Below are 23,687 nucleotides of genomic sequence, written 5' to 3'. Positions count from 1 at the left end.
AAGGTTTCGCCTGTGACGACCATGCTCCCTGCCAGTGGCATGACCTTTGCTCATATCGATGCATGCACCCGTAGCCGGGTCCACCACGAGAGGCTGCGCCGGCTGTCTCAGCCGCAATGCCCGGAACCGACATCCAAGACGTCGGCCATCCGAAAAGAACCACCGAGGGAGCATCGTCCAAATGAGTTTCCTGATCTGCTTGGGAGCGCTCGCGTTCCTCATGCTGGTCGCCTACCGGGGCTTCAGCGTCATCCTCTTCGCGCCGGTGGCGGCGCTGGCGGCGGTGCTGCTGACCGACCCGTCCGCCGTGCCGCCGGTCTTCACCGGTCTGTTCATGGACAAGATGGTCGGCTTCGTGAAGCTGTACTTCCCGGTCTTCCTGCTGGGCGCGGTGTTCGGCAAGGTGATCGAGCTGTCCGGCTTCTCCAAGTCGATCGTCTCGGCCGTCATCAAGCTGGTCGGGCGCGAGCGTGCGGTGACCTCCATCGTCCTGGTCTGCCTGCTGCTGACCTATGGCGGCGTGTCGCTGTTCGTCGTGGTCTTCGCCGTCTATCCGTTCGCGGCGGAGATGTTCCGGCAGGGCGACATCCCCAAGCGCCTGATCCCCGGCGTGATCGCGCTGGGCGCCTTCACCGTCACCATGGACGCGCTGCCGGGCACGCCGCAAATCCAGAACATCATTCCCACCACCTTCTTCAAGACCGACGCCTATGCCGCCCCCTGGCTGGGCCTGATCGGCTCGGTCTTCATCCTGACGCTGGGCCTGCTCTATCTGGAATGGCGGGTGCGCTCTGCCATCGCGCGCGGCGAGGGTTATGGCAGCGGCCACACCAACGAGCCGGAGCCGGTGGCCTCCGAACTGCTGCCGAATCCGATCCTGGCGCTGTCGCCGCTGGTCGCCGTCGGCGTGCTGAACAAGCTGTTCACCATGGCGATCCCCAACGTGTACGGTGCCACCAGCGAAGTGGCGCTGACCCCCGGCGCCAAGCCGCTGGTGACGCAGGTCTCCGCCGTCGCCGGCATCTGGGCGGTGGAAGGGGCGCTGCTCTGTGGCATCCTGCTGGTGCTGGCCTTCGCCTGGAAGCCGGTGTCCCAGCGATTCGCCGAGGGCACGAAGGCCGCGATCGGCGGGTCGCTGCTGGCCTCGATGAACACGGCGTCGGAATACGGCTTCGGTGCGGTGATCGCGGCGCTGCCGGGCTTCCTGGTGATCCGCGACGCGCTGTCCGCCATCCCCAACCCGCTGGTGAACGAGGCGGTGACGGTCACCGCGCTGGCCGGCATCACCGGATCGGCATCCGGCGGCATGAGCATCGCGCTGGCTGCCATGGCCGACCAGTTCATCACCGCCGCCAACGCCGTCGGCATTCCGATGGAGGTGCTGCACCGCGTCGCCTCGATGGCCAGCGGCGGCATGGATACCTTGCCGCACAACGGTGCCGTCATCACCTTGCTGGGCGTCACCGGGCTGACGCACCGGCAGTCCTATGGCGACATCTTCGCCGTCACCTGCATCAAGACGCTGGCGGTCTTCTTCGTGATCGCCGTCTATTACCTGACCGGGATCGTCTGACGATGAACAAGCTCATATCCCTGGAAGAAGCAGTCGCGCGTATTCCCGACGGTGCTTCCCTGCTGATCGGCGGCTTCATGGCCGTCGGTGGCCCCAACCGGCTGGTGGACGAACTGATCCGCCAGGGCAAGCGCGACCTGACCATCATCGCCAACGACACCGCCCGCCCCAACAATGGACTGGGCAAGCTGGTGGTGGAGAAGCTGGTGCGCCGTGTCGTCACCAGCCACATCGGCCTGAACCCCGAGACGCAGAAGCAGATGATCGCCGGCGACATCGAGGTGGAGCTGGTGCCGCAGGGCACGCTGGCCGAGCGCATCCGCGCCGGCGGCGTCGGGCTGGGCGGCGTTCTGACCCCCACCGGCGTCGGCACCACGGTGGAGGAGGGCAAGCGCAAGGTCGAGATCGACGGCGTGACCTATCTGCTGGAAATGCCGATCAAGGCCGACTTCGCGCTGGTCGCCGCCAAGCAGGCCGACCACTACGGCAACCTGACCTACGCGCTGACCGCGCGCAACTTCAACCCGCTGATGGCGATGGCCGGCGCCACCGTCATCGCCGAGGCCGAGGACATCCTGCCCGTCGGTTGCATCCCGCCCGACGCGGTGATGACGCCGTCGGTGCTGGTCGACCACATCGTCACCTCCAAGCCGCGCTGATCGGGGAGTATCGAGCCATGGATGAAAAGACCCTGATCGCCAAGCGCGTCGCGCTGGAACTGAAGGACGGCGACCTCGTCAACCTGGGTATCGGCCTGCCGACCCTGGTCGCCCGCTATGTCCCCGTCGGACGCCACGTGTTCTTCCAGTCGGAGAACGGGATCGTCGGCATGTCCGGCCCGATCACCGGCGCGGAGAACCACGACCTGACCGACGCCGGCGGCTCGCCCATCTCGGCCCTGCCGGGGGCGGCGTCCTTCGACAGCGCCCTCTCCTTCGGACTGATCCGCGGCGGCCATCTGGACGTCACCGTGCTGGGCGGCCTGCAGGTGGACCGCGAGGGGCGGCTCGCCAACTGGATGGTGCCTGGCAAGATGGTGCCGGGCATGGGCGGGGCGATGGATCTGGTCACCGGCGCCCGCCGGGTGATCGTCGCGATGCAGCACAGCGCCAAGGGCGAGGCGAAAATCGTCGAACGCTGCGCCCTACCGCTGACCTCGGTCCGTCGGGTCGACCTCGTGGTGACCGACCTCGCCGTCATCGAGCCGACCGACGTCGGGCTCGTCTTGAAGGAAACCGCCCCCGGTGTCACGGTGGAGCAGGTGATCGCCAACACCGGGTGCGAGTTGATCGTCGCCCCGGACCTCCGTTCCATGCCGATCGAAGGATAAAGAAGAATGACCAATCTGAAGGGGAAGGCCGCGCTCGTTACTGGGTCCACCAGCGGGATCGGCCTTGGGATCGCACGGCAGCTTGCGGGGCAGGGTGCCGACCTGATGCTGAACGGCTTCGGCGATGCCGGCTACATCGCCGAGCTGTGCCGGTCGCTGTCGACGGAATTCGGTGTGCGCGTCGCCCACAACGGCGCCGACATGTCCAAGCCCGCGGAGATCGAGGCGATGGTCGCCGCCACCGAGGCGGCCTATGGCCGGCTGGACGTGCTGGTCAACAATGCCGGCATCCAGCATGTGGCGCCGGTCGACGCCTTCCCGGTGGAAAGCTGGGACGCGGTGATCGCCATCAACCTGTCGGCCGTTTTCCACGGCACCCGAGCCGCGTTGCCGGGCATGAAGGCGCGCGGCTGGGGCCGGGTCATCAACATCGCGTCGGTGCACGGGCTGGTGGCGTCGGTCAACAAGTCGGCCTATGTCGCCGCCAAGCATGGCGTGATCGGCCTGACCAAGGTAACGGCGCTGGAACTGGCGGAGACCAACATCACCTGCAACGCCATCTGCCCGGGCTGGGTGCTGACGCCGCTGGTGCAGAAGCAGATCGACGCGCTGGCTGCCTCGCGCAACCTGTCGGTGGAGGAGGCCGGGCGCGAGCTGCTGAGCGAGAAGCAGCCGTCCAAATCCTTCGTCACGCCGGAACAGCTGGGCGAACTGGCAGTGTTCCTGTGCTCGGAGGCCGCCGGCAACATGCGCGGTGCGGCCCTGACGATGGATGGCGGCTGGACCGCCCAATAAGACGGTCGGCGCAACACATTGGGGGCGGGTCGAAAGGCCTGTCCCCAAGAGGACCGGCCTTTTTCAGGTGTCAGCTGTCGCTGGTGACCGGGACGATGTCGAAGGGAGTCGCGATGAAGGGGCGGCCCTGGCCATGGCCGGCACGCGCATGGCCACGTTCGGTCGCCGCCTGCCTGAAATAGCCGACCACGAACACGCGCAAGGCGTTGGCAAGCGACACGCCGGCCTGGGAAGAGCGACGACCCTGCTGCTCCATGCGATCACGGACATCGTAGCAGAGTTCGTCCACCGTCAGATCCTCCCGACGGCAAATTTCTTCGAGCCCTTCCCAATAGGACGGCTCCAATTTGATCGTAACATCGCGCCCGGACAATTTGAGCGTGCGGGAAGTCAGTGAAGCAACGCCCGTAGATTGATCGACGCGAGATTTCCTGTTCCCTTCGCTCGACATGCTCTTAAGCCCTCGTGCTACCCGTGCGATTGCCCCCAGCGCATGCACACTATAACGCGACCACAACCGGTTTTGGGAACAAAACTTTAGGCAGGTAAGGATTCCCCCTAGGGAACCCGTTCGGGGTCGCCGGCCATGTCCTTAAGCAATGCCAGATCGTTGATGACGATAAACCCTTTGGCATATGTCACCACTCCGGCCTTTCGTAGGGCGCCGAGGCACTTGTTCACCATTTCACGGGTGACGCCCAACATGTTGGCCAGCGCTTCCTGCGACAGCGGCAGGGTCAGCCGCAAGCCGGTCGGAGTCTGCTGGCCGTAGCTGTCCGACAGCAGCAGCAGCCGGCGGGCAAGCCGGCGCGGCACGTCGTGGAAGACCGCGTCCTCGATGTTCTCCGATACCCAGCGCAGCCGGTCGCACAGCACGATCATCATGCGGGTGCACAGGCGCGGGTGGCGCTCCAGGAAGGGGATGAAGTCGGAGCGGTCGATCCGGTAAAGCTCGACCGGCCGCAGGGCGATCGCGGCGGCCGTGCGTTCCCGTCCATCGATCAGGCCGATCTCGCCCAAGACATCGCCGGCTTCCAGGATGTTCAGCAGCATCGTCTTGCCGTCCGCCGAGGAGGTGCGGATGGCGATCTGCCCCTTCAACACGGCGAACAGGCTGTCGCCGGGGTCCCCCTTGTCGAAGATGATCTGGTCGGCATCGAAGCGGGCGATACGGCCCAGCGTCAGCATTTCCGCCATCTGCTCGGCATCGAGTTCCCCGAGCAGCCGGTTGCGCCTCAGCACCGCCGCAACATCCATCGGCGCGTTCATCCGTCCGTCCAGGCACAGTTTCGCGCCGGGCTGGCGGTCATCGCCACCCCGGCGCGATCAGTCTAGCGGATACGCCCTTACATCGCGAGCGGAGCCGCGTCGCGCAGGGCACGTTCCCAAAGGACGGTGCGCTCGAAGTGGAAACGGGCCTCCGGTGCCGCATCGTCACCCGTCGGACGGCCCAGCCGCCGGGCCATGGTGCGCAGCATCGCCTTGGCATCCTCGCGCTTCTGGTCGAACCGGCCCTGCGGCAGCCAACTGCGGAAGGCCGCCAATTCGGACGCCGGCAGGCCGATATCGCCACCCAGACGCAGCATTCGTCCATAGCCGCGCTCGCGGTAGGGCAGTTCCTTGGCGATGGATTCCAGGCGCAGGGCCGTCTCGGCGGTCAGCACCCGGTCGGCGACCGCGTCGGACAGGGTGCGGCGGATGTTGACCATCGCCTCCGACAGGGAGGTGTAGCCCAGCTCGGCCGGGCCGTGGATCACCGCCACCTCGTCGTCATCCTCCAGCCGGCCGTCGCGGAACGCCTCGAAGATGGCGCCGACGCCGATCATACCGAAGGGATACAGCTCCGCCGCGCGCAGTGCCCCCATGCTGGAGGCGCCGAACACCGGGATGCCGGCATGGATGGCGTAGAGGATTTCCTTGTGCCAGACCGACGGCACGCTTTCGAAGAAACCGTCGATGATGCCGATGGCCGCCGGCTTTTCCGCGCACAGCCGCAGAACGTCGCCCTGGGCGACCGGCGGCAGATAGGTGGCGTCCAGCTCCAGCGCCGCGTCCTCGCGCGGCAGGGTGGGGCCGAGAAAGACATAGACGCCGCTCATGCCGCCTTCTCCATGGCTTGGGTGCCGAGCACGCGCAGGCCGCGTTCACCCAGCAGATAATCGGGGGATTCGTCGGCACCCTCCAGCCCGGGCACGACGACGCGCACGACGGGAATGCCAAATTCGGGCTTGGTCAGGTCGACCGCCACCGCTTCCTCGATGCCGACGGCGCGCAGCCGGTCGAGCTGGTGGGCGAGGTCGGCCTCGATGGTGGGGGCGGTGCTGGTCGGACAATGGTGGAAGGAGCGCCGGCCGGCGCCGTCCACGATCATGGCCTTCCAGCGGGCGTGGTGGGCGGGGTCGAGGTGGCGTTCGTATTCGGCACGGGGCATGTCGTCGCGGGCGCCGGCGATGAAGGTCAGGCGGCTCTGCGCCGCCTCGGTCAGGGCGCGGGACAGGGCGATCTCGCGCGCCGCATGGCAGCCCATGCCGGTGGCCGGACGGATGGAATGCTGGGGCATTTCCTCACGCTCGACGATGCGGCAGAGAAAGGCGGGCAAGCCGACGTCGCTGGTGGTCTCCCACACGCCGACGGCGACGCCGGCGGCTTCGAACCGGTCGATCAGCGAACGGCAGACCGGATCGTCGATGCTGTCCAGGTCGATGCGGGTTGCCGTCTGGGAAGCCGGGTCCTGCAGGCGCCACAGGGTGGTCGCGTCGCGCTCCACCAGTTCGGTGACGGCGTGGCTGATCGCCTCCACCTTGTGGTTGCCCGACGCCAGCCCGTTGGAGCCGGCCAGGAAAGCGCCGTGGCCGGGGGCCATCGGCACGGTGAAATTCAGGTGGACCATCTCGAACGGAACCCATTTCGGGCCGCCGTTCAGCAGGTCCTGCCCCTCGATCCACAGGATGGGGCTGTTGGAATTGAAGCTGCCGGTCGACAGCCGGGGCAGGCGGTCGACGTCCACCACCGGGTGGGTCCAGCGCAGCTCCTCGAAGCTGGCGAACTTCAGCGGCAGGGTGATCCGTTCGGCGTGATAGCTCTCGATCGACTCCATGACCCCCGAGGCCTTGGCGGCGGCGAGCGTCACCCCCTTGCCCTGCGACACCGAGATGGAGCGCGAGTTCGGCCGTGTCACCATAACCACCGGAATGCCGACGGCATCCAGTCCGGTGACGTTGGCGACCCGGGTGATCCCCATGATCGGCAGGAACGGGGCGACCCGTGCCAGGGTCTGTTCGGGCGCCATGACCCGGTGGGTGCCGACCGTGTGGGCCTTCACCGCATCCGAAACGGAGGCTTTGACATCGAGCAGATCGAAGGGCATCGCACGTCACTGACTTAAAGGTGAGCGGCTTTGGCGTAATGCTCGGAATTTGATCCGATGCGCATCCTCGTCTTTGGATCGGTGGCGGCCAATAATGATCCGCAACTGGCCGCCACGATCCGAATGGATTCTTAGAGGTTCGGGGTTACCATGTTTCGAGCTGCCTCGTGATCGGCAACATCGCGCCCGGAAAGCTCGCCCGAGCGAATGTGAGAGCGGTTGCTAGCAGCAATGGCGTCTGCGATCTCGGTAACGCCATTGGCCGAAATGGCATACAGGCGGCCATCGGCACCACGGACCATCGAATTCTGGATGTTCTGGATCGTCATTTTGATTTCCCCTAGCGTTACGTTAACCGAGGCAGAGCGTCGGTTCTCAATGCATCGCATTCGAAGCAATTTCACGCTGTGAAGGATTTCACAGCCGAATCCGATCTCTAGGCATAGATGATGACGATCACTTGGGTTCCGGTTGTCGGCGGTCGTTGGAGAGGTCCCTATGCAGCCCAAAAAGAATTTACTTTTCCGATCTCCTGCAAATTCAGATTTGGAAAGCTATATGCAATGGCCAGTGATCGTTTCTCGCACCATTCCGTTGGGCGATCGACGTGCGAAGCTACGATTGGAGTCAACAATCTGGAATGGGCTTGAAGAAATTGCTGAAAAGCAGCGGCGACCACTTCATGATCTGTGTCATGAAGTTAACGGAAGTCGCCCTTCTGGAGTTGCCTTAACTAGCGCGATACGGAATTACGTGCTTAATTATTTTCGGCAAGCGGAGCGTGTCCGGAATTGTATTTGATCGGATTAGATGTCTATATCGACCTTGGTTTTGATATCTTTATGACGTGCAGAGAATGTTTTTCTGCGCTCTATTACACGGGCCAATCCCAATGAATAGGCGAGCAAGGCGGCCTCCTCCAAGGTTTGGAGGGCAGCTGTATCGCCTAAAGCAAGGGAAGATTGGGATTCAATAAAAAGAGCTTCGCAGAAGTAGCCGATGCGCCCAGTCTGTTTCGCCGTAATGCGTACACGTTTTGCTTGCTGCTGCGCACTTGATGCATAACCAAGCGCTAGAAGTGCTTCGGCGTGCCAGATGTAGATCTGGCTAAGTGAGGCTAGTACTCCATCGCTTCCAGACGTGGCAAAGCACTGGTCAAAATATTTCATGCCCTCTTTGGCGTATCCACATTTTGAGTTAGCATAGCCTAGAGCACCAAGAATAAACGGTTTGTGAAGACGAACACTAACTATATTGCACAAATCTAAAGCGTGAAGAAGGTGTGGGATAGCTTCTTCTGGCTTTCCAAGAAGAAGTGATACCCACCCCATGTACTCGTGAGAGTATACTTTTGAAAAATTGTGACTGCCGCCGTCTGCTGCATCAATGGCTGTTAGCGCGAGAGCTTTCGCTTCTTCTGCTCTGCCGAGCTCAGCGGAGCTCCGAGCCAGATTAGAGAGCACTCCGACAGGAGCGATAACGGCAAGCCCAAACCGCTCCTGAGTACGAAGATGCGGAAGCATTGCTTTGGCTGTTAACAAGGCATCACGACTTTCGTGAAAGCATCCTTTGTCTGACAGTATCCCTCCTAAACGAGCAAGTATCTGTAGGTGAGTTCTCTTGTCAAAAACACCTTTGCTTGTGTTCAGGCCTTCTTGGCTAAAATGAATGGCTTTGTCAATGTTCCCATAAGACCATTCAAATGCAGCCATAAGTGATGAGGCGCGCGCATAGCGATCGGTGTCGCCAATTCCAAGGGACATTTTCATCGCTTCTTCAAGCTTTTCATCCTTATGCTTAACCGCACGAGGAAGTCTGGCGCGAGCGCTTGCGATAAACAAATCAATGCGTCTAGTTTTATTGCGAACGTCATCAGCCATCCTGTCAAGAGCAGCAATGGCACAGTCGTAATGCCGGCTCGCATCCTCCAACCGGGAACGCAGTTCCGCCCGCACGCCGGCACGCCGGCCGAACAGGTGCGCGGCCGGCCAGTTTTCCGCCTTGAAGGCGTGGTGAGCCAGCAGGTCCAGGCGGTTGGGAAGGTCGGCGTCGCGGCGGTGGCGCAGCGCCTCCAGCACGCGGGCATGCAGCGCCCGGCGGTCGGACTTCGTCAGGGTGGCGTAGGCGACCTCCTGGATCAGCGCATGCTTGAAGGAATATTCCAGGTTGGGCAGCAGGCGGGTGCGCAGCACGAAGCCGGCACGCTCCAGATAGGCCAGATAGTCGGACAGGATCGACATCGACAGGCCGGTCAGAGCCTGCAGAAGCCCAACGTCGAAGGTATTGCCGATCACGGCGGCGTTCATCAGCAGCCGGCGCCGTTCCAGCGTCATCAGGTCCATGCGCTCTGCCAGCAGCGCGTGCAGCGTACGCGGCAGCTTGTCGACCACCAGCGGGTCGATCAGCCGGTAGGAGCCCGGCGTGCCTTCGATGGCGTTGGACGTCTCCAGCGTGCGCAGAACCTCTTCCAGATAAAGCGGAACGCCCTGGCAGCGGGTGGCGACCTGGGCCTTCAACTCCACCAGCGACCAGTCCGGCCCCAGCCAATGGGCCAGGAAACTCTGAACCTGATCCGGCGACAGCATGCCCAATTCCATGCGCCGCCCGCCCGGCCGGCCGTTCCAGCCCTGTTCGCGTGATTCCGGTCCCAGCGGCGGCGGTCGCCGGGTTGCGAGCAGCAGCAGGCGTGACCCGGACCCTGGCAGTGCTTCCGCCAGCCGATCCAGCAGCCGCACCATCACCGGCCGCGCCCAATGGGCATCCTCGACCAGGACCAGCAACGGCCGTCCCACGATCCCCTCGCCATCGGTCTCGGCGCCATCATGCGATGGGACCGTCGCCGCCAGCTCAAGCGTTGCCCCCACAAGCCCCTCGATGCCCAGCGACAGGCGTTGCGCCGCATCGAGGCCGCTCCACAGCGGGTCGAGGCCCGGCAGGCCGAACAGCGCCCGCACGGCATCGCCGGCCAGCGAACCGGACCGGCGGCCCGCAGCCTCGCACACCCAGCCGACGCCCTCCTCGCTGGCGCGGCCGGCCACCTGCTCCGCCAGGCTCAGCGCCACCGCCTCGAGGTCGTCGGGATCGGCCAGCCGGCGGATCGGCATCTGCGGCCATTGCAGCAGGGTCCAGCGCCGGCTGCGCGGATCGCGCAGAAACTCTCCCACCAGCCGCGACTTGCCGATTCCCGCCTCTCCCTGCAGCAGGAGCTGGGCCGGCGCCCCGGCCTCCACCGAATCGGTGATGGAGAACAGCGTCGCCACCTCCTGCTCGCGGCCGACATAGGGGGCGTCGGTGGCGGACAGCAGGTCGGTGGCGGTGCGGCGGACGGCACGGGCTCCGTCGAGCAGGAAGGCCGGCATCGGCTCCACCTCGTCGGACAAACGCAGGCTTCCCATCGGGCGCGCCGTCACGCCGACCGGGATCAGGTCCAGCGTGTCGCGGCTGAGCTGCGCAGTGTCGGCGGCGGCGCGCTGCTGCAGCTTGGCGGCCATATGCACGCATTCACCGATGGCACGGTAGTCGGACCACAGGCCGTTGGTCACCACATGGGTCACGGCGTCGCCGGAACTGATGCCGATGCGGATCTGGAAAAGCGGCTTTCCATGCTCGTCGCGGGTGGCGCTGAGGATGTCCTGGGCAGCCAGACAGGCGCGCAGGGCGTGGTCCTCCTTGGCGCCGGGGGCGCCGAAGGTCGCCAGGAAACCATCGCCCAGCATCTGCGTCACCGTGCCTGCGAAACGCGGCACCGCCTCCGTCACGCGATCCAGAATGGAGAGGAGCAGGTCGTCCGCATCCTCCGGATCACGGCCGGCCACGATGGCGGAGGAGCGGACGATGTCGACGAACATCGCCGTTACCACCTTGCGCTCGCGCGGCTTGTCGCCCGGCAGGCGTGATGCCTCCTGCCAAGGACGACCTTCGTCCGTCGCTGTGCCCAACATGGTGTCCGCCATGTCCGCCCCCTTTGCGGAATTCGCGTTGGCATATTAGAGCATGCAATTCGAATTTTGCGAACATCCGAGCGATGTATCGCCCTAAGATTTTCGCGCAGGCGGAAGCCAACATATCGGTGTATGTAATTCGGGGCAAAAAGAAAGCGCCGCGACTTGCGCGGCGCCTTGATTGTTACTTGTGATGAATATCCGCTGTGCCTGGCTCGGTCGCGATTGACGCTGGCCGGGTCAAACTGGCTCAGCGGCGGACGGCGATATTCTCCACCTGGGACACGTCGCGCACGGCGCCGCGGTCGGCGCTGGTCGTCAGGGCGGCATAGGCGCGGAGCGCCGGGGAAACCACGCGGTCGCGGCTGGCCGGCTTCCAGGCATCCACACCCTTGGCGTTCATCGCATCGCGGCGGCGCTGCATTTCCTGGTCATCGACGGCGAGGCGGATGATGCGGTTGGGGATGTCGATCTCGATGCGGTCGCCGTCCTGCACCAGTCCGATGGCGCCGCCCTGCGCCGCTTCCGGCGAGACGTGGCCGATCGACAGCCCCGACGTGCCGCCGGAGAAACGACCATCGGTGACCAGTGCGCAGGCCTTGCCCAGCCCCTTCGACTTCAGGTAGCTGGTCGGGTACAGCATTTCCTGCATGCCGGGTCCGCCGCGCGGACCCTCGTAGCGGATGACCACCACTTCGCCCGCCTTGACCACGTCGCCCAGGATGCCGGCGACGGCGTCGTCCTGGCTCTCGAACACGCGGGCCGGCCCGGCGAAGACGAGGTTGGAGGCGTCGACGCCCGCCGTCTTCACGATGCAGCCGTTCTCCGCGATGTTGCCGTACAGCACGGCGAGGCCGCCGTCCTGGCTGAAGGCGTTCTCGGCCTTGCGGATCACGCCCTTCTCGCGGTCGAGGTCCAGCTCCGGCCAGCGGCGCTCCTGGCTGAAGGGTACGACGGTCGGGATGCCGCCGGGGGCGGCGCGGTACAGGGTGTGGACGGACTGGTCCTGGGTGCGCATCACGTCCCAGCGGTCCAGCGCGTCGCCCAGCGTCGGGGCATGGACGGTCGGCGCCTCGCGGTTCAGCAGGCCGGCACGGTCAAGTTCGCCCAGGATGCCGAAGATGCCGCCGGCGCGGTGCACGTCCTCGATATGGACGTCGGCCACCGCCGGGGCGACCTTGCAGACGTTGGGGACGTGGCGCGACAGCCGGTCGATGTCGGCCATCGTGAAGTCGATGCCGCCTTCCTGCGCCGCGGCCAGGATGTGCAGGACGGTGTTGGTCGAACCGCCCATGGCGATGTCGAGCGTCATCGCGTTCTCGAACGCCGCCTTGGTGGCGATGCCGCGCGGCAGGGCGGTCGCATCCTCCTCCTGATACCAGCGGCGGCAGAGGTCGACCGCCATGCGGCCGGCGGCAAGGAACAGCTCCTTGCGGTCGGCGTGGGTCGCCAGGATGGTGCCGTTGCCGGGCAGGGACAGGCCCAGCGCTTCCGTCAGGCAGTTCATCGAATTGGCGGTGAACATGCCGGAGCAGGAGCCGCAGGTCGGGCAGGAGCCGCGCTCCATCTCCGCCGCCTCTTCATCGGAGACGGTCGGGTTGGCGGCGGCGACCATGGCGTCGATCAGGTCGACCGACTTGACCTTGCCGCGCCACTTGACCTTGCCGGCCTCCATCGGGCCGCCGGAGACGAAGACCGCCGGGATGTTCAGGCGCATTGCGGCCATCAGCATGCCGGGCGTGATCTTGTCGCAGTTGGAGATGCAGACCAGCGCATCGGCGCAGTGCGCGTTCGCCATGTACTCCACCGCGTCGGCGATCAGCTCGCGCGAGGGCAGGCTGTACAGCATGCCGCCATGGCCCATGGCGATGCCGTCGTCCACCGCGATGGTGTTGAATTCCTTCGCCACGCCGCCGGCCTTCTCGATCTCGCGGGCGACCAGCTGACCCAGATCCTTCAGGTGGACGTGTCCGGGTACGAACTGGGTGAAGGAGTTGGCGATGGCGATGATCGGCTTGCCGAAATCGCCGTCCTTCATGCCGGTCGCCCGCCACAGGCCGCGCGCGCCCGCCATGTTGCGGCCGTGGGTGGAGGTGCGGGAACGGTAGTGCGGCATGGATCGGTCCTCAGCTGGTCGATTCGGGCGAGTTGGCGAAAGGAATGGAACGAAACGGGTGGGCACCTTAGCAATCTCCTGTCGCGCGCGCCAGAGGCGCGATCCTGTCTCAGGCGCCGGAGGCGCGACGTCGGCGTGGCCCTGCCATGCGTGCCGCGAGGATTGCCGATGATAAGCAGGCTTATTAATTCACCCAAATCGATAAGCAAGCTTATGATGTGCCGATGTCCTCCGCTGCCGATACCCGCTCTGCAAACTCCCATTCGATGAGCCTGGGTGCCGTCCTGACCGATACGGCGCGCATGATGCGCGTCCGTTTCGACCAGCGCGCCCGCCATCTCGGGCTGACCCGCGCGCAATGGTCGGTGATCGCCACGCTGGCGCGGAACGAGGGGATCAAGCAGGCGGCGCTGGCCGATCTGATGGAGATCGAGGCGATCACGCTCTGCCGGCAGATCGACCGCATGGAGGAGGGCGGCTGGATCGAACGCCGCGCCGATCCGACCGACCGGCGCGCCCGCCTGCCGCATCTGACGCCGAAAGCACATGCGGTGCTGGAGCAGGGCCGGGCGCTCGCCACCGGCATCTATGCGGAGGCGCTGGCCGGTCTTCCGTCCGACGCCGAGGCCAAGCTGGTCGAGATGCTGGCCCACATGCGCGCCAACCTGTCCGACCGCCGGGCGGCCGAGCCGCCCGAGAAGATGAGTGCCGAGAAGATCGCCGCCAAAGCCTGACGCATTCCTTTTTTCCTTCGGGACCCGACCGCAATGACCGCCGTGACCGACCGCGATACCGAAACCCGTCCTGCCGCTCAACCAGCCGCCAAACCCGTCCGCCGGACGCGCTGGCGCCGCTGGGTTCTGATGGCCGCTCTGCCGCTGCTGGTGGCGGTGGGCGGCGGCTATGAGTATGTCGTCGGCGGGCGCTATGTCTCGACAGACAATGCCTATGTCCAGCAGGACAAGGTGACGATCAGCCCGGACATCTCCGGCCGTATCGTCGAGGTGGCGGTGCGTGAGAGCCAGCCGGTCCATCGCGGCGACCTGCTGTTCCGCATCGATGACGAGCCTTATCGGCTGGCCCTTCAGCAGGCGGACGCGGCGCTGGCGTCGGCCCGGCTGAAGGTGGAGCAGTTGCGCGCCGACCTGGGCGAGGCGCAGGCCAAGCAGGCCGCGGCGGAGGAGAAGGTCGCCTTCGAGCAGCGCGAGTTCCAGCGCCAGCAGGATCTGCTGAAGACCGGCGTTGCCGCGCGCGCGACCTATGATTCCGTGCGCCATGACCTGATGGCGGCGCAGCAGGACCTGAATACCGAGAAGCAGTCTGTGATCAGCGCCCGCGCCGCGCTGGGCGGCGATCCCGACATCCCCACCGACCGCCATCCGATGGTGCTGGAGGCGTTGGCGAAGAAGGCGTCCGCACAGCGCGACCTGGACCACACGGTGGTGACGGCGCCGGCCGACGGCGTGGTCAGCCAGACCGACCGCCTGCTCGTGGGGCAATACGCCTCTGTCGGACTCTCGGCGGTCAGTCTGGTGATGAGTGGGTCGAGTTGGGTCGAGGCCAATTTCAAGGAAACCGACCTGACCCACATGGCCGTCGGGCAGACCGCGACCGTGGTGCTGGATGCCTATTCCGGCCGCACCCTGACCGCCCATGTCGAGAGCATCGGTGCCGGCACCGGATCTGAGTTCTCGGTCCTGCCCGCCCAGAACGCCACCGGCAACTGGGTGAAGGTGGTGCAGCGCGTGCCGGTCCGTCTGCGCATCGACGGGACGGATGCCGCCGCCGTGCCGCTGCGCACCGGCCTGAGCGCCGAGGTGGAGGTCGACACCCATTACAGCCGGCCGCTGCCGGGCGTGATCGGCAGCGCGGTCGCGGCGATCCGGTAAGGCCTTCGCCCCCACCAACCGACAATCATCCGCAGGCACTCCATGGCCGCCAGTCAATCCCCTGCCGCCCCGCATGAGGTGAAGCATCGCGGCATGATCACCGTGTCGATCATGCTCGCCACCATCATGCAGGTGCTGGACACCACCATCGCCAACGTCGCCCTGCCCAGCATGCAGGGCAGCCTGGGGGCGGCGCAGGACACCATCACCTGGGTGCTGACCTCCTATATCGTGGCCGCAGCCATCGCCACGCCGGCCACCGGCTGGATGGCCGACCGGTTCGGGCGCAAGCGGCTGTTCCTGATCGCGGTGGCAGGCTTCACAGCGGCCTCGGTGCTGTGCGGGCTGGCCGGCAGCCTGACGCAGATGGTGGCCTTCCGGCTGGTGCAGGGCATCTTCGGCGCGGCCCTGGTGCCGCTGTCCCAATCGGTGCTGCTGGACATCAACCCGAAGGAGCGGCACGGGCAGGCGATGGCGCTGTGGGGCGCCGGCATCATGGTCGGCCCGATCGCCGGGCCGACGCTGGGCGGCTGGCTGACCGACAGCTTCAGCTGGCGCTGGGTCTTCTACATCAACCTGCCGGTCGGGCTGCTGGCCTTCTTCGGCATGCTGGTCTTCCTGCATGAGACCAAGGGCCGGCAGCGCGGCTTCGATTTCTTCGGCTTCGCCATGCTGGGGCTGGCGGTCGGCGCCTTCCAGATGCTGCTGGACCGCGGCGAGCAGCTGGACTGGTTCGGCGCGACCGAGATCTGGATCGAGACGGCGCTGGCCGCCTGCGCCTTCTGGATCTTCGCCGTCCACATCGCCACCGCCCACGGCAACACGAAGACCGAACCCTTCATCGACCCGGCGCTGCTGCGCGACCGCAACTTCGTCACCGGCCTGATCCTGATCTTCGTGATCGGCGTGATCCTGCTGGCGACCATGGCGCTGCTGCCGCCGATGCTGCAGAACCTGCTGGGCTACCCGACGGTCACCACCGGGCTGGTGCTGGCGCCGCGCGGCGTCGGCACGATGATCTCGATGCTGATGGTGGGACGGCTTGTGCGCAAGGTGGACGCGCGGCTGCTGATCCTGGCGGGCGTGCTGCTGACCAGCTGGTCGCTGTGGTACATGACCGGCTTCACCATCGTGATGGACCGCGAGCCGATCATCATCAGCGGCGTGGTGCAGGGGCTGGGTTTGGGGCTGGTCTTCGTGCCGCTCAGCACCATCGCCTTCGCCACGCTGGAGCCGCGGCTGCGCACCGACGCCGCCAGCCTGTTCAGTCTGGTTCGCAACCTGGGCAGCAGCGTCGGCATCTCGGTGGTGATGACCCTGCTGTCGCAGAACACCCAGGTCAACCATGCCAGCCTGTCCGCACACCTGACGCCGTTTTCCCAGGCGATGACGGAGCAGATCACCGCCTCCCCCCAGGCGCTGGCGATGCTGAACGCCCAGGTCACGCAGCAGGCGGCGATGATCGCCTACATCGACGATTTCAAACTGATGATGTACGTCGCGCTGCTGGTGATCCCGATGCTGCTGCTGCTCCGGCGGCCGAAGGCGGGGGCGCCGGCGCCGGAGGAAGCGGCGGTGATGGAGTAGGGGGGAGCCGGATCAAGCGGCCATGCGCGACATCGAGCGGCAGCTTTCGGCACAGCGGCGGCACATCTCGGCGCACCGCTTCATCATGGAATCGTCGGCCATGCGGTCGCAGTCGTCGGCACAGGCCGCACAGATCTCGGCACAGGCGCCGCAGGTGAGATGGTGGAAGCGGGAGCCGCGGATTATGAAATCCGCGCTGGTGCGGCAGATGTCGACGCAGTCCAGCAGCAGGCGGATATGCCCGGCCTCCGCATGCGCGCCGCCTTTGGTCAGGCAGTGCGCGACGGTTTCCAGGCAGATCGTGTGGCAGTCGGTGCAGTTGCGGATGCAGTCGTCCATCGACGGCGAGCCGGCCATGGGAAGTCCTCCGGAGAAGTTTACAGGATGTCCCTGACAACCGGCTCCGGAGCCGAAGGGTTCCGACGGTGAGGGCCGGGGTCAGCCGGCCGAGGCGCTCTTGCCGCCGTCCTTCTTGGGACCGCGCGGGGTCTTGGCGGGCGTCGCCTTGGCGGCGGTCTTTCCGCCTGCTGCCTTGGGGGCATCCTCGGCTTTCGCATTGGCGGAGGCCTGCTTTGCCTTCGTCGGCTTGGCGGGTTCGGATTTGACGCTCTCCGCCGGGGTACCCGCGACCTCCGACAGCGATTCGGCGGCGGCGCGGGTGCTCTTGCCGGCGGCCTTGGAGGTGGCGGTCTTCTTGCGCGATCCGGCGGCCTTTTCGGTCGGCTCCAGGGCGCCGGCGCCACGGATTTCCGCTTCCGCCTGGGTCCAATGGTCGGAATCGCGGCCGTGCGGGCGGCCTTCGCTCTCCCACAACTCGTGGGCGCGGCGTCGGATACGCTCCAGGATGTCGTCGGTATCGGCCATCGAGTCCCCCATTTGTCTGTCCGGCATTTGTCTGCCCGGCGGGTCTGCCATACCGTATTTTGTGGCAGCGACCCGCCAACGTTGCAAAGCCACTCGTGCGAGGCACCACGAAAGAGGCGGAGACTCCCGACTCCGCCGTTTCATGAGGGCAACACCGCAGGATCGGACTGGTTCCCAATCGTTCATTTCCGTGCCACAAGGCGCCCGCCGACCTGAACCGTGAGCGCAGCCCAACATGACGCCTGCACCCTCCGTCGCCCGTCCCTCCCTGCTCGACCGTGTCGCGGCGGCGCCCTGGTGGCTGCTGTGCCTGGGGTTGGCCGCGGCGATGGCGCTGTCGGTCCTGCTGGTCGGGTTCCGGCTGCCTTACTGGGTGCATTCGGATCAGGATCTGGTGCTGGCCTATCATGGGCTGCTGTTCGGCGACGGGTTGCCGCAGGAGTATTTCGACCATCCCGGCTACGGCTATTTCCTGGTGATCGACGTCTGGTACCGGCTGCTGCATGCGGTCGGGCTGCTGCCGGTCGCCAGCCTGTCGGCCTTGCCGCCGGGCAGCGACGTGGTGGCGACGGAGGCGGTATGGCAGTCGCTGATCCAGGCCGGGCGGGCGCTGTCGATCCTGCTGACCGCCGCCTTCGCCGTCAGCTATGCCACGCTGCTGCGCGGGCTGCTGGGGGACCGGCGGGTGGCGCTGCTGGCCGGGGTGTTGCTGGCCTTCGGCGTTGGGCTGACGGCGCAGGGGCGGCAGATGCGCACCGACCTGCTGTCGGCCGGCTTCGTCGTGCTGGGGCTGCTGCTGGTCCTGCGGGCGGTGCGGCCGGCGGACGGGCGTGGCTGCGGCGGCGCGTCGCTGCTGCAGCTGGCGCTCGGCGGGCTGCTGGTCGGGCTGGCCATGGTGACCAAGGTGCAGGCGGTGTTCCTGGCGATGGGGCTGCCGGTGGCGGCGATCCTGTTCGGGCGACGGGCGGAGCCGGAGACCGCTCCGGGAGCGGGCTGGGGCGTGGCGGCTGTGGTCGGGTTGCTGGCGGTCGCGGCGGCGGTGCCGGCCTTCGGGCTGATCCAGGCCGGGCTGGCCGGCTGGGGGCGGGCGGTCTATCCCTACACCCCCGTCGGAAGTTGGCCCGGCGGCGGGCTGTCGGGCGGCGGGTATCAGAGCGTCGTCGCCGGCTGGGTGCTGGTCGGCATTCTGGTCCACGCGGTGGTCCACCGGGTGCCGGCGGCACGCGCGGTGGCCGGGGCGGCGGCGGTGCTGCTGGGGCTGGCGACCGGGCTGCTGGCGCTCGACATCCGCTGGAACGAGCAGAACGCCATCGCCGTGGCGAACTTCGTCGAGCACATGTTCGTCTTCTCCTCCTGGCGGCACGGGGCGGAGCTGCAGGGGCAGGGCAACGTGGTCGGGCAGGGGACGCTGGCGCTGCTGCTGGCCGGCATCGGCCGGACGCTGGCGATCCGCACCATCGTCCTGCACCCCGACAACATCCCGCAGACCATCATCGTGGAGTGGTTCGCCCTGGCCGGTTCGGTGGTGCTGTGGCGGCGGGGGGAAAAGCTGGCCGCGGTGCAGGCGCTGTTCCTGCTGCTGGTCGCCTGGGGGCTGGAGGCGCTGTTCTCGTTGCGCGGCTTCCAGCGCGCCTATGCCGCCTACACCGATCCGCTGGCGATCCTGTCGGCCGCCTGGGTGCTGGCGCGGATGCCGGGGCTGCTGGACCGGACCAAGCCGCGGCGCTGGATCCTGGGGGGCGTGGCGCTGGTGGTGCTTGCCGCCCATGCCTGGCCGATCATCGAGACCCGGAAGCTGCCCAACCCGGTCACCCATTGCGAGTGGATCCCGATCTACATGCCCAAAGTGGCACCGTTTCCCTTCTGCCGTTAGGCCCCTCCCAAGTTCCGCGCGCGGTCCAGCGCCTCGACCACGCCGGCGCTGTCGATGTCGGCGAAGTCGGGGCGGTGGTGGATCAGCACGCGCGGGCCGGTGCTGTGGATCGGGTCGGAGGCGTCGGAGAACACCACCACGGTGGGGCAGCCGACCGCGGCGATCAGATGGGTCGGGCCGGTGTCGTTGCCGACCGCTCCCCAGGCCCGGCGCGCCAGCCCACCCAGTTCCGGCACGCTGGTGCGGTCGGTCAGGTCGACCGCCTGCGGGCAATACTCCGCGATGGAGCGGGCGAGGTCGCTCTCGATGCCCGTTCCGATCACCACCGGCACGATGCCGCGCCCGGCCAGTGCCGCCGCCACCTCGGCATAGCGGCGGACCGGCCAGCGCTTGTCCGGCCGTCCGGGGGAGGAGCCGGGGACCAGCAATGCGAACCGCTCCGGCAGACCGAACCTGGAGATGTCGGCGTCGAGCCAGGACAGGTCGGGCGTCTCGTCCGGGACGATGCCAAAGGGGGCAAGCTGGCGGACATAGCGCTCGCGCACCGGCACCTTGCGCCGGCCCTCGTAGCGGTCGGGATGGGAGGCGCCACGGGCGGTGCCCGACCATTCCGGCCAGGGGCCGGGGAACAGCAGCCGATGGTACAGATCGGTGCGCGTCTGCGCCTGGAGGTCGTAGACGCGGTCGAAGCGGTGGGCGCGCAGGGTGCGGCGGATCGTCAGATAGGCCGACAGCGACCGCTCGCGCGGGTCCTCCAGCACCTCGTCGAACAGGCCGCTCATGCGGGCGAGCGGGGCGAGGGAGGGCAGGGTCAGCAGCGTTATCCGGTCGCCTGCATGGTGGCGGCGGATGGCGGCGAAGGTGGTCTGGGCCAGGAAGAAGTCGCCGAAGGCGCCCAGCTTGATGACCAGGATGCGGAGCGGGCGCTTGCTCATCGTGTCTTGTCCCCGATACGGGCCCCGATACGGGTTGCCAGCCGCAGCATCAGCGCGGCGGAAAGGAAGCCTGCCATCCACCAGGGCTGCCAGATGCCGTAGGCGGTGCTGCCCATCGCCATCGCCGTGGCGAACAGGGCGAGCGCGAAGGGCTGGTCGCGGCGCTCCAGCCGGGCGGTGGCGGCCAGCAGCATCAGCAGCACGGCCAGCGCCAGCGCCGCCCCGACCGCCCCGGTTTCCAGCCAGACCTGCAGGAAGGCGTTGTGGGGATGCAGCGGCAGCAGGCTGTCGCCGATCGGCGAGAAGTCCGACACCGCCCCTTCCGGCGGCAGGGAGCGCGAGGCGTCGATGCCCTGGCCGAACACCGGCGTGCGCAGCGCGCGGTCCGCCGCATGGCCCCAGATCTCCACCCGGTGCTGGGCCGAGCGGAAGAGCAGGCCGGAATGGTCGAGGTCGAGCGGGCCGGAGAACAGCAGGGCGGCCGGCAGCACCAGCAGGAAGGCGGCGGTCACCGCTGCGGCGAACAGCCGGCGGGTCCAGAGGGCGGACGCACGGGCGGCGGCCAGCGTGACCAGCCCGGCGGCGATGCCCAGCATGGCCGAGCGGCTGGTCAGCGGCAGGCAGGCCAGCGCATAGCCCACCGGCACCAGCAGGGCCAGCGTCCGCCGCCCGAAGCGGTCGACCGCCAGTGCGGCCGGCCAGACCAGCAGGCAGAGCAGCGCCGCCGTCCGTTTCGGCACATTGCCGTTCAGCAGGTTGGGCAGCTGGTCGTCGGGCACGCTGTTCCACCAGCGGTTCAGCGGGAAGTCCAGCGCCGCCTCCACCGCGAACAGCAGCCCGCCGGCCAGCCCGCCGGCCAGGAACAGCCCGCCCAGCCGCCGCGCCTCCGCCGCCGGCAGCCCGGCGATCCAGGCGCCGCCGGTCAGCGCGCCCAGCGCGATGTAGCCGATCTCCAGCACCGTCTCCAGCGCGCGGTCCGACGGGCTCCACAGGCTGGAGACCAGGGCCAGCAGCAGGAAGGCCGCCACCGCGGCGACCGGCGGGGTCAGCCGCAGGATGCGTCCGAAACTTCCACGCCGGGCCAGTCCGGTCAGCGACAGCACGAGGACCAGGATGGCCCAGACCGGCAGCCCGCGCGGCGCGAGTGCGGCCAGCGGCCCCAGCACCAGGGCGGCGGCCCCGGCCAGACCCCGCAACGCGGCGTCGACCCCGCTGCCGGCGGGGGGCGGAGCGCCGCCGGGGGCGGGAGACGGGGAGACGGGGCGCGACGCGGTGGCGTCCAGGGACTCGACGGGCATGAACTCGACGCGGATCAGCGGAAACCGGCGGGGACTTAACCGCACTCCCGCCGCGAAAGCAACGGCGCGCGGTCCTTGGCGGCGGGGCGCCGGGCTGGAGGTTTGGAACAGCGTGAAACAGGGTTGCGGGTGCTGTTCCATTGTTTCATCCGGCAGTGAGGTGGCCGGCGGGCCGCGCCGGATGGGACGTTTGAAACACCGTGAAACAGGATTCCGGGTGCTGTTCCACTGTTCCATCGGGAGTGAAGCCGTTGGTGTCGAACGCAGATCGGGCGGGCGGCATCCGACGGTGCATGGCGGTCCCTTCCTGGTGGCGACAGGATGACATTCCTATCACGGATGCGGGGGGATGGGGAAAGGGTGGGTGAAAATCGGGCGGTGCGGTGGGTTTCCCGAAACCGCGTCCTGATGGAAAGTTGTTAGGAATTGCGCTGTTTAGATGGTGGAGCGCGGGTGGAGGTTCGTCGGCTTTGCCGAATCCTGTTCTCTGTGCAATTTTCGTGGGTCAGAAAAGACGGTGCCCGTCACCATCGTGCAGTCAGGGGTCAGCCGATGTCTTCCACAGAGCCGAATATTCGCTGTCAATGCCCCGACGGTCATCTGGCTGCCGGAAACAACCACTTCGACAACAAAAATTACGACGAGGCGGTTTCAGCGTTCTTTCAGCATATCGCCCAGCATCCGGGATGCGCGGAGGCGATTTTCAACCTGGCGGCTTTGTTCGAAGACATCAATGATCCCGAAAAGGCGGCAACTCATTTTCTTGAGGTCGCCAAACAGCATCCTGCGCATCTGCCGTCCTGGCAACGGGGGCTGATGGCCCTTGCGAAAGCCCGCCAAGCCGACGCCTTCGCCGACGCGCTCGTTTCCTTCATCAAGGCAGGCGAGGAGCAGGGCCTGTTCTGGAAATGGCCTTACTACATGCTCCAGCATGCCTGCGACCATCACATGGCGCGGGATGACCGAGAGGCCGCCTTCGCCTTCTTCAACGCCACGATCGCGCGGTCGCAGCAATATGCCCGCCTGCATATGTGCTGGTTCATCTTTCTTTTCGGCGGCTATTTCCTGCGCATCGGGGATGTGAAGAACGGTGTGAACTGCATGAAGTTCGCCTCCAAGGAGCTTCGTTTCCTCGTTCATGCATGCTTCGGCGACGAGTTCGGCGACCGCGTCGCGTCGGTTCCGGACGAGATGCTGCGCCGCTTCGATGAGAGCGTCGATTTCCCGGATCGCGAGACGCCGGATGTCGCGGGCAGCCGGTGTGTCGTGCTCAGCGCTTGCGACGCGGTGTATTTCAAGCGCTTCGGGTTGCTCATGGCGCTTTCGGTCGATCTCTTTTCCCAGGAGAAGCGCATCGTCCATTTCCATGTCGTCGATGCCGACGAGGCGTGCGACGCGCTGGTATCCAGGCTGCGGGCGCTGATGCGCAAGATCCACATCGGTTACAGCCGCCAGCCGGATTTCCAGGATCTCCCGCGGGAGGACCGGATCACCTATTTCACCTGTTCGCGTTTCATGGTTGCCGACCGTGTGATGCAGCGCTACCGGCTTCCGCTTCTGATCGCCGACGTCGACGGTGTTTTCGTCGACGATCCCGTTCTTTTCACCGACCAGCTTTCCGAGGAGGCGCCGCTCGCCCTGCTCTACAGCCCGGAGCGGCTTGACGCCCTGTACAATGCCGTGGGAGGCGGGCTGGTCGGTCTTTACCCGACGCAGCGGACGGCGGCGCTCCTCGACCTCGTCAAGCGATACATGCTCTACTGGTATGAACGCAGACAGATGGTGTGGTTCTTCGACCAGCTGACCTGGGTCCATGCGGTCGAGGACGCGAAACGGCGGGGGTGGAACCTGCCGGTGACCCGCCTGGTCATGGACCGCGGCAGGATCGCCTTGGGTGCCGCCAAATTCTTCCAGGTTTTCGAGGAGAAGAAGGAAAGCGGTTTCGATCAGAAACTTTCGCAGTTCCTCGACGAGATCGGATCACGCTGGGCATCCGGCACGATCTCCCCGGAGGAGGCGAAGTCCCGATACAAGTCCTTCTTCGGACTCGAAGACATGTAAGGGGGTGTCGAAGGTTATGGAGCGCAGCGGGCCGGTGTTCCTTGACGCGATGGTGTTG

20 protein-coding genes are annotated in these 23,687 nt (G+C 66.4%); 9 read left to right on the top strand and 11 right to left on the bottom strand.

The genetic code is table 11. The annotated features are described in order from the left end of the window. The first annotated feature begins 181 nt into the window (after positions 1 to 181). From TSO5_RS04985 to TSO5_RS04970, 4 genes are read left to right on the top strand one after another with little or no spacing between them, the layout of a single operon-like run. Complete coding sequence (locus TSO5_RS04985) at positions 182 to 1,573, top strand: GntP family permease (RefSeq protein WP_109150533.1); 1,392 nt, start codon at positions 182 to 184, stop codon at positions 1,571 to 1,573. Positions 1,574 to 1,575: 2 nt separating this feature from the next. Continuing rightward, positions 1,576 to 2,232 carry a 3-oxoacid CoA-transferase subunit A gene (locus TSO5_RS04980; RefSeq protein ID WP_109150532.1) on the top strand — a complete coding sequence of 219 codons (657 nt, stop codon included), beginning with the start codon at positions 1,576 to 1,578 and terminating at the stop codon, positions 2,230 to 2,232. A gap of 17 nt (positions 2,233 to 2,249) precedes the next feature. Further along, complete coding sequence (locus TSO5_RS04975) at positions 2,250 to 2,903, top strand: 3-oxoacid CoA-transferase subunit B (RefSeq protein ID WP_109150531.1); 654 nt, start codon at positions 2,250 to 2,252, stop codon at positions 2,901 to 2,903. A 6-nt stretch (positions 2,904 to 2,909) separates the two neighbouring features. Then, positions 2,910 to 3,698 carry a 3-hydroxybutyrate dehydrogenase gene (locus tag TSO5_RS04970; protein ID WP_109150530.1) on the top strand — a complete coding sequence of 263 codons (789 nt, stop codon included), beginning with the start codon at positions 2,910 to 2,912 and terminating at the stop codon, positions 3,696 to 3,698. Between the two features lie 70 nt (positions 3,699 to 3,768). Here TSO5_RS04970 and TSO5_RS04965 read toward each other — a convergent pair whose 3' ends face one another. The 7 genes from TSO5_RS04965 to ilvD form a co-directional block, all read right to left on the bottom strand. Continuing rightward, positions 3,769 to 4,149 carry a ribbon-helix-helix domain-containing protein gene (locus tag TSO5_RS04965; protein ID WP_109150529.1) on the bottom strand — a complete coding sequence of 127 codons (381 nt, stop codon included), beginning with the start codon at positions 4,147 to 4,149 and terminating at the stop codon, positions 3,769 to 3,771. A 107-nt stretch (positions 4,150 to 4,256) separates the two neighbouring features. Beyond that, complete coding sequence (locus tag TSO5_RS04960) at positions 4,257 to 4,967, bottom strand: Crp/Fnr family transcriptional regulator (protein ID WP_109150528.1); 711 nt, start codon at positions 4,965 to 4,967, stop codon at positions 4,257 to 4,259. A 77-nt stretch (positions 4,968 to 5,044) separates the two neighbouring features. Then, the gene (locus TSO5_RS04955; protein WP_109150527.1) at positions 5,045 to 5,797 is read right to left on the bottom strand and encodes a TfuA-like protein; all 753 of its coding nucleotides are present in this window, start codon (positions 5,795 to 5,797) and stop codon (positions 5,045 to 5,047) included. Beyond that, positions 5,794 to 7,065 (bottom strand): YcaO-like family protein, encoded by a 1,272-nt coding sequence (locus TSO5_RS04950; RefSeq protein WP_109150526.1) that lies wholly within the window; start codon positions 7,063 to 7,065, stop codon positions 5,794 to 5,796. Before TSO5_RS04950 ends, TSO5_RS04955 begins: the two co-directional genes overlap by 4 nt. A gap of 131 nt (positions 7,066 to 7,196) precedes the next feature. Further along, positions 7,197 to 7,394, bottom strand: coding sequence for a hypothetical protein (locus tag TSO5_RS04945; protein WP_109150525.1), 198 nt, complete (start codon positions 7,392 to 7,394; stop codon positions 7,197 to 7,199). A 477-nt stretch (positions 7,395 to 7,871) separates the two neighbouring features. Further along, positions 7,872 to 11,018 carry an adenylate/guanylate cyclase domain-containing protein gene (locus TSO5_RS04935; RefSeq protein WP_109150523.1) on the bottom strand — a complete coding sequence of 1,049 codons (3,147 nt, stop codon included), beginning with the start codon at positions 11,016 to 11,018 and terminating at the stop codon, positions 7,872 to 7,874. A gap of 238 nt (positions 11,019 to 11,256) precedes the next feature. Next, entirely contained in the window at positions 11,257 to 13,122 is a 1,866-nt protein-coding gene (ilvD, locus tag TSO5_RS04930) for a dihydroxy-acid dehydratase (protein ID WP_109150522.1), read from the bottom strand. Between the two features lie 224 nt (positions 13,123 to 13,346). On the opposite strand from ilvD, the gene TSO5_RS04925 reads away from it, so the two are divergent. From TSO5_RS04925 to TSO5_RS04915, 3 genes are read left to right on the top strand one after another with little or no spacing between them, the layout of a single operon-like run. Next, positions 13,347 to 13,856, top strand: coding sequence for a MarR family transcriptional regulator (locus tag TSO5_RS04925; RefSeq protein ID WP_247870594.1), 510 nt, complete (start codon positions 13,347 to 13,349; stop codon positions 13,854 to 13,856). A gap of 33 nt (positions 13,857 to 13,889) precedes the next feature. Further along, a complete protein-coding gene (locus TSO5_RS04920) occupies positions 13,890 to 15,011 on the top strand; it encodes an HlyD family secretion protein (protein WP_109150520.1) in 1,122 nt (373 codons plus the stop codon). 42 nt (positions 15,012 to 15,053) lie between these two features. After that, a complete protein-coding gene (locus tag TSO5_RS04915) occupies positions 15,054 to 16,598 on the top strand; it encodes a DHA2 family efflux MFS transporter permease subunit (protein WP_109150519.1) in 1,545 nt (514 codons plus the stop codon). A 12-nt stretch (positions 16,599 to 16,610) separates the two neighbouring features. Here the strand turns inward: TSO5_RS04915 and TSO5_RS04910 are convergent, their stop codons facing one another. Both TSO5_RS04910 and TSO5_RS04905 read right to left on the bottom strand, forming a co-directional pair. Further along, the gene (locus TSO5_RS04910; protein ID WP_109150518.1) at positions 16,611 to 16,955 is read right to left on the bottom strand and encodes a four-helix bundle copper-binding protein; all 345 of its coding nucleotides are present in this window, start codon (positions 16,953 to 16,955) and stop codon (positions 16,611 to 16,613) included. 81 nt (positions 16,956 to 17,036) lie between these two features. Next, the gene (locus TSO5_RS04905; RefSeq protein ID WP_109150559.1) at positions 17,037 to 17,462 is read right to left on the bottom strand and encodes a DUF2934 domain-containing protein; all 426 of its coding nucleotides are present in this window, start codon (positions 17,460 to 17,462) and stop codon (positions 17,037 to 17,039) included. Positions 17,463 to 17,697: 235 nt separating this feature from the next. Here TSO5_RS04905 and TSO5_RS04900 point away from each other — a divergent pair, with 235 nt between their 5' ends. Then, complete coding sequence (locus TSO5_RS04900; protein WP_109150517.1) at positions 17,698 to 19,335, top strand: glycosyltransferase family 39 protein; 1,638 nt, start codon at positions 17,698 to 17,700, stop codon at positions 19,333 to 19,335. Here the strand turns inward: TSO5_RS04900 and TSO5_RS04895 are convergent. Next, positions 19,332 to 20,270 carry a glycosyltransferase family 9 protein gene (locus TSO5_RS04895; RefSeq protein ID WP_109150516.1) on the bottom strand — a complete coding sequence of 313 codons (939 nt, stop codon included), beginning with the start codon at positions 20,268 to 20,270 and terminating at the stop codon, positions 19,332 to 19,334. The two genes, TSO5_RS04900 and TSO5_RS04895, sit on opposite strands and share 4 nt — an antisense overlap. Next, the gene (locus tag TSO5_RS04890) at positions 20,267 to 21,568 is read right to left on the bottom strand and encodes an O-antigen ligase family protein (protein WP_247870593.1); all 1,302 of its coding nucleotides are present in this window, start codon (positions 21,566 to 21,568) and stop codon (positions 20,267 to 20,269) included. Before TSO5_RS04890 ends, TSO5_RS04895 begins: the two co-directional genes overlap by 4 nt. Positions 21,569 to 22,120: 552 nt before the next feature. Here TSO5_RS04890 and TSO5_RS04885 point away from each other — a divergent pair. Then, positions 22,121 to 23,629 (top strand): hypothetical protein, encoded by a 1,509-nt coding sequence (locus TSO5_RS04885; RefSeq protein WP_146203682.1) that lies wholly within the window; start codon positions 22,121 to 22,123, stop codon positions 23,627 to 23,629. Positions 23,630 to 23,687 lie beyond the last annotated feature (58 nt).

Source organism: Azospirillum sp. TSO5 (assembly GCF_003116065.1).
GTDB lineage: Bacteria > Pseudomonadota > Alphaproteobacteria > Azospirillales > Azospirillaceae > Azospirillum.
Note: the sequence above shows the minus strand (reverse complement) of the source record. Positions and strands in the feature narration are given on the sequence as shown.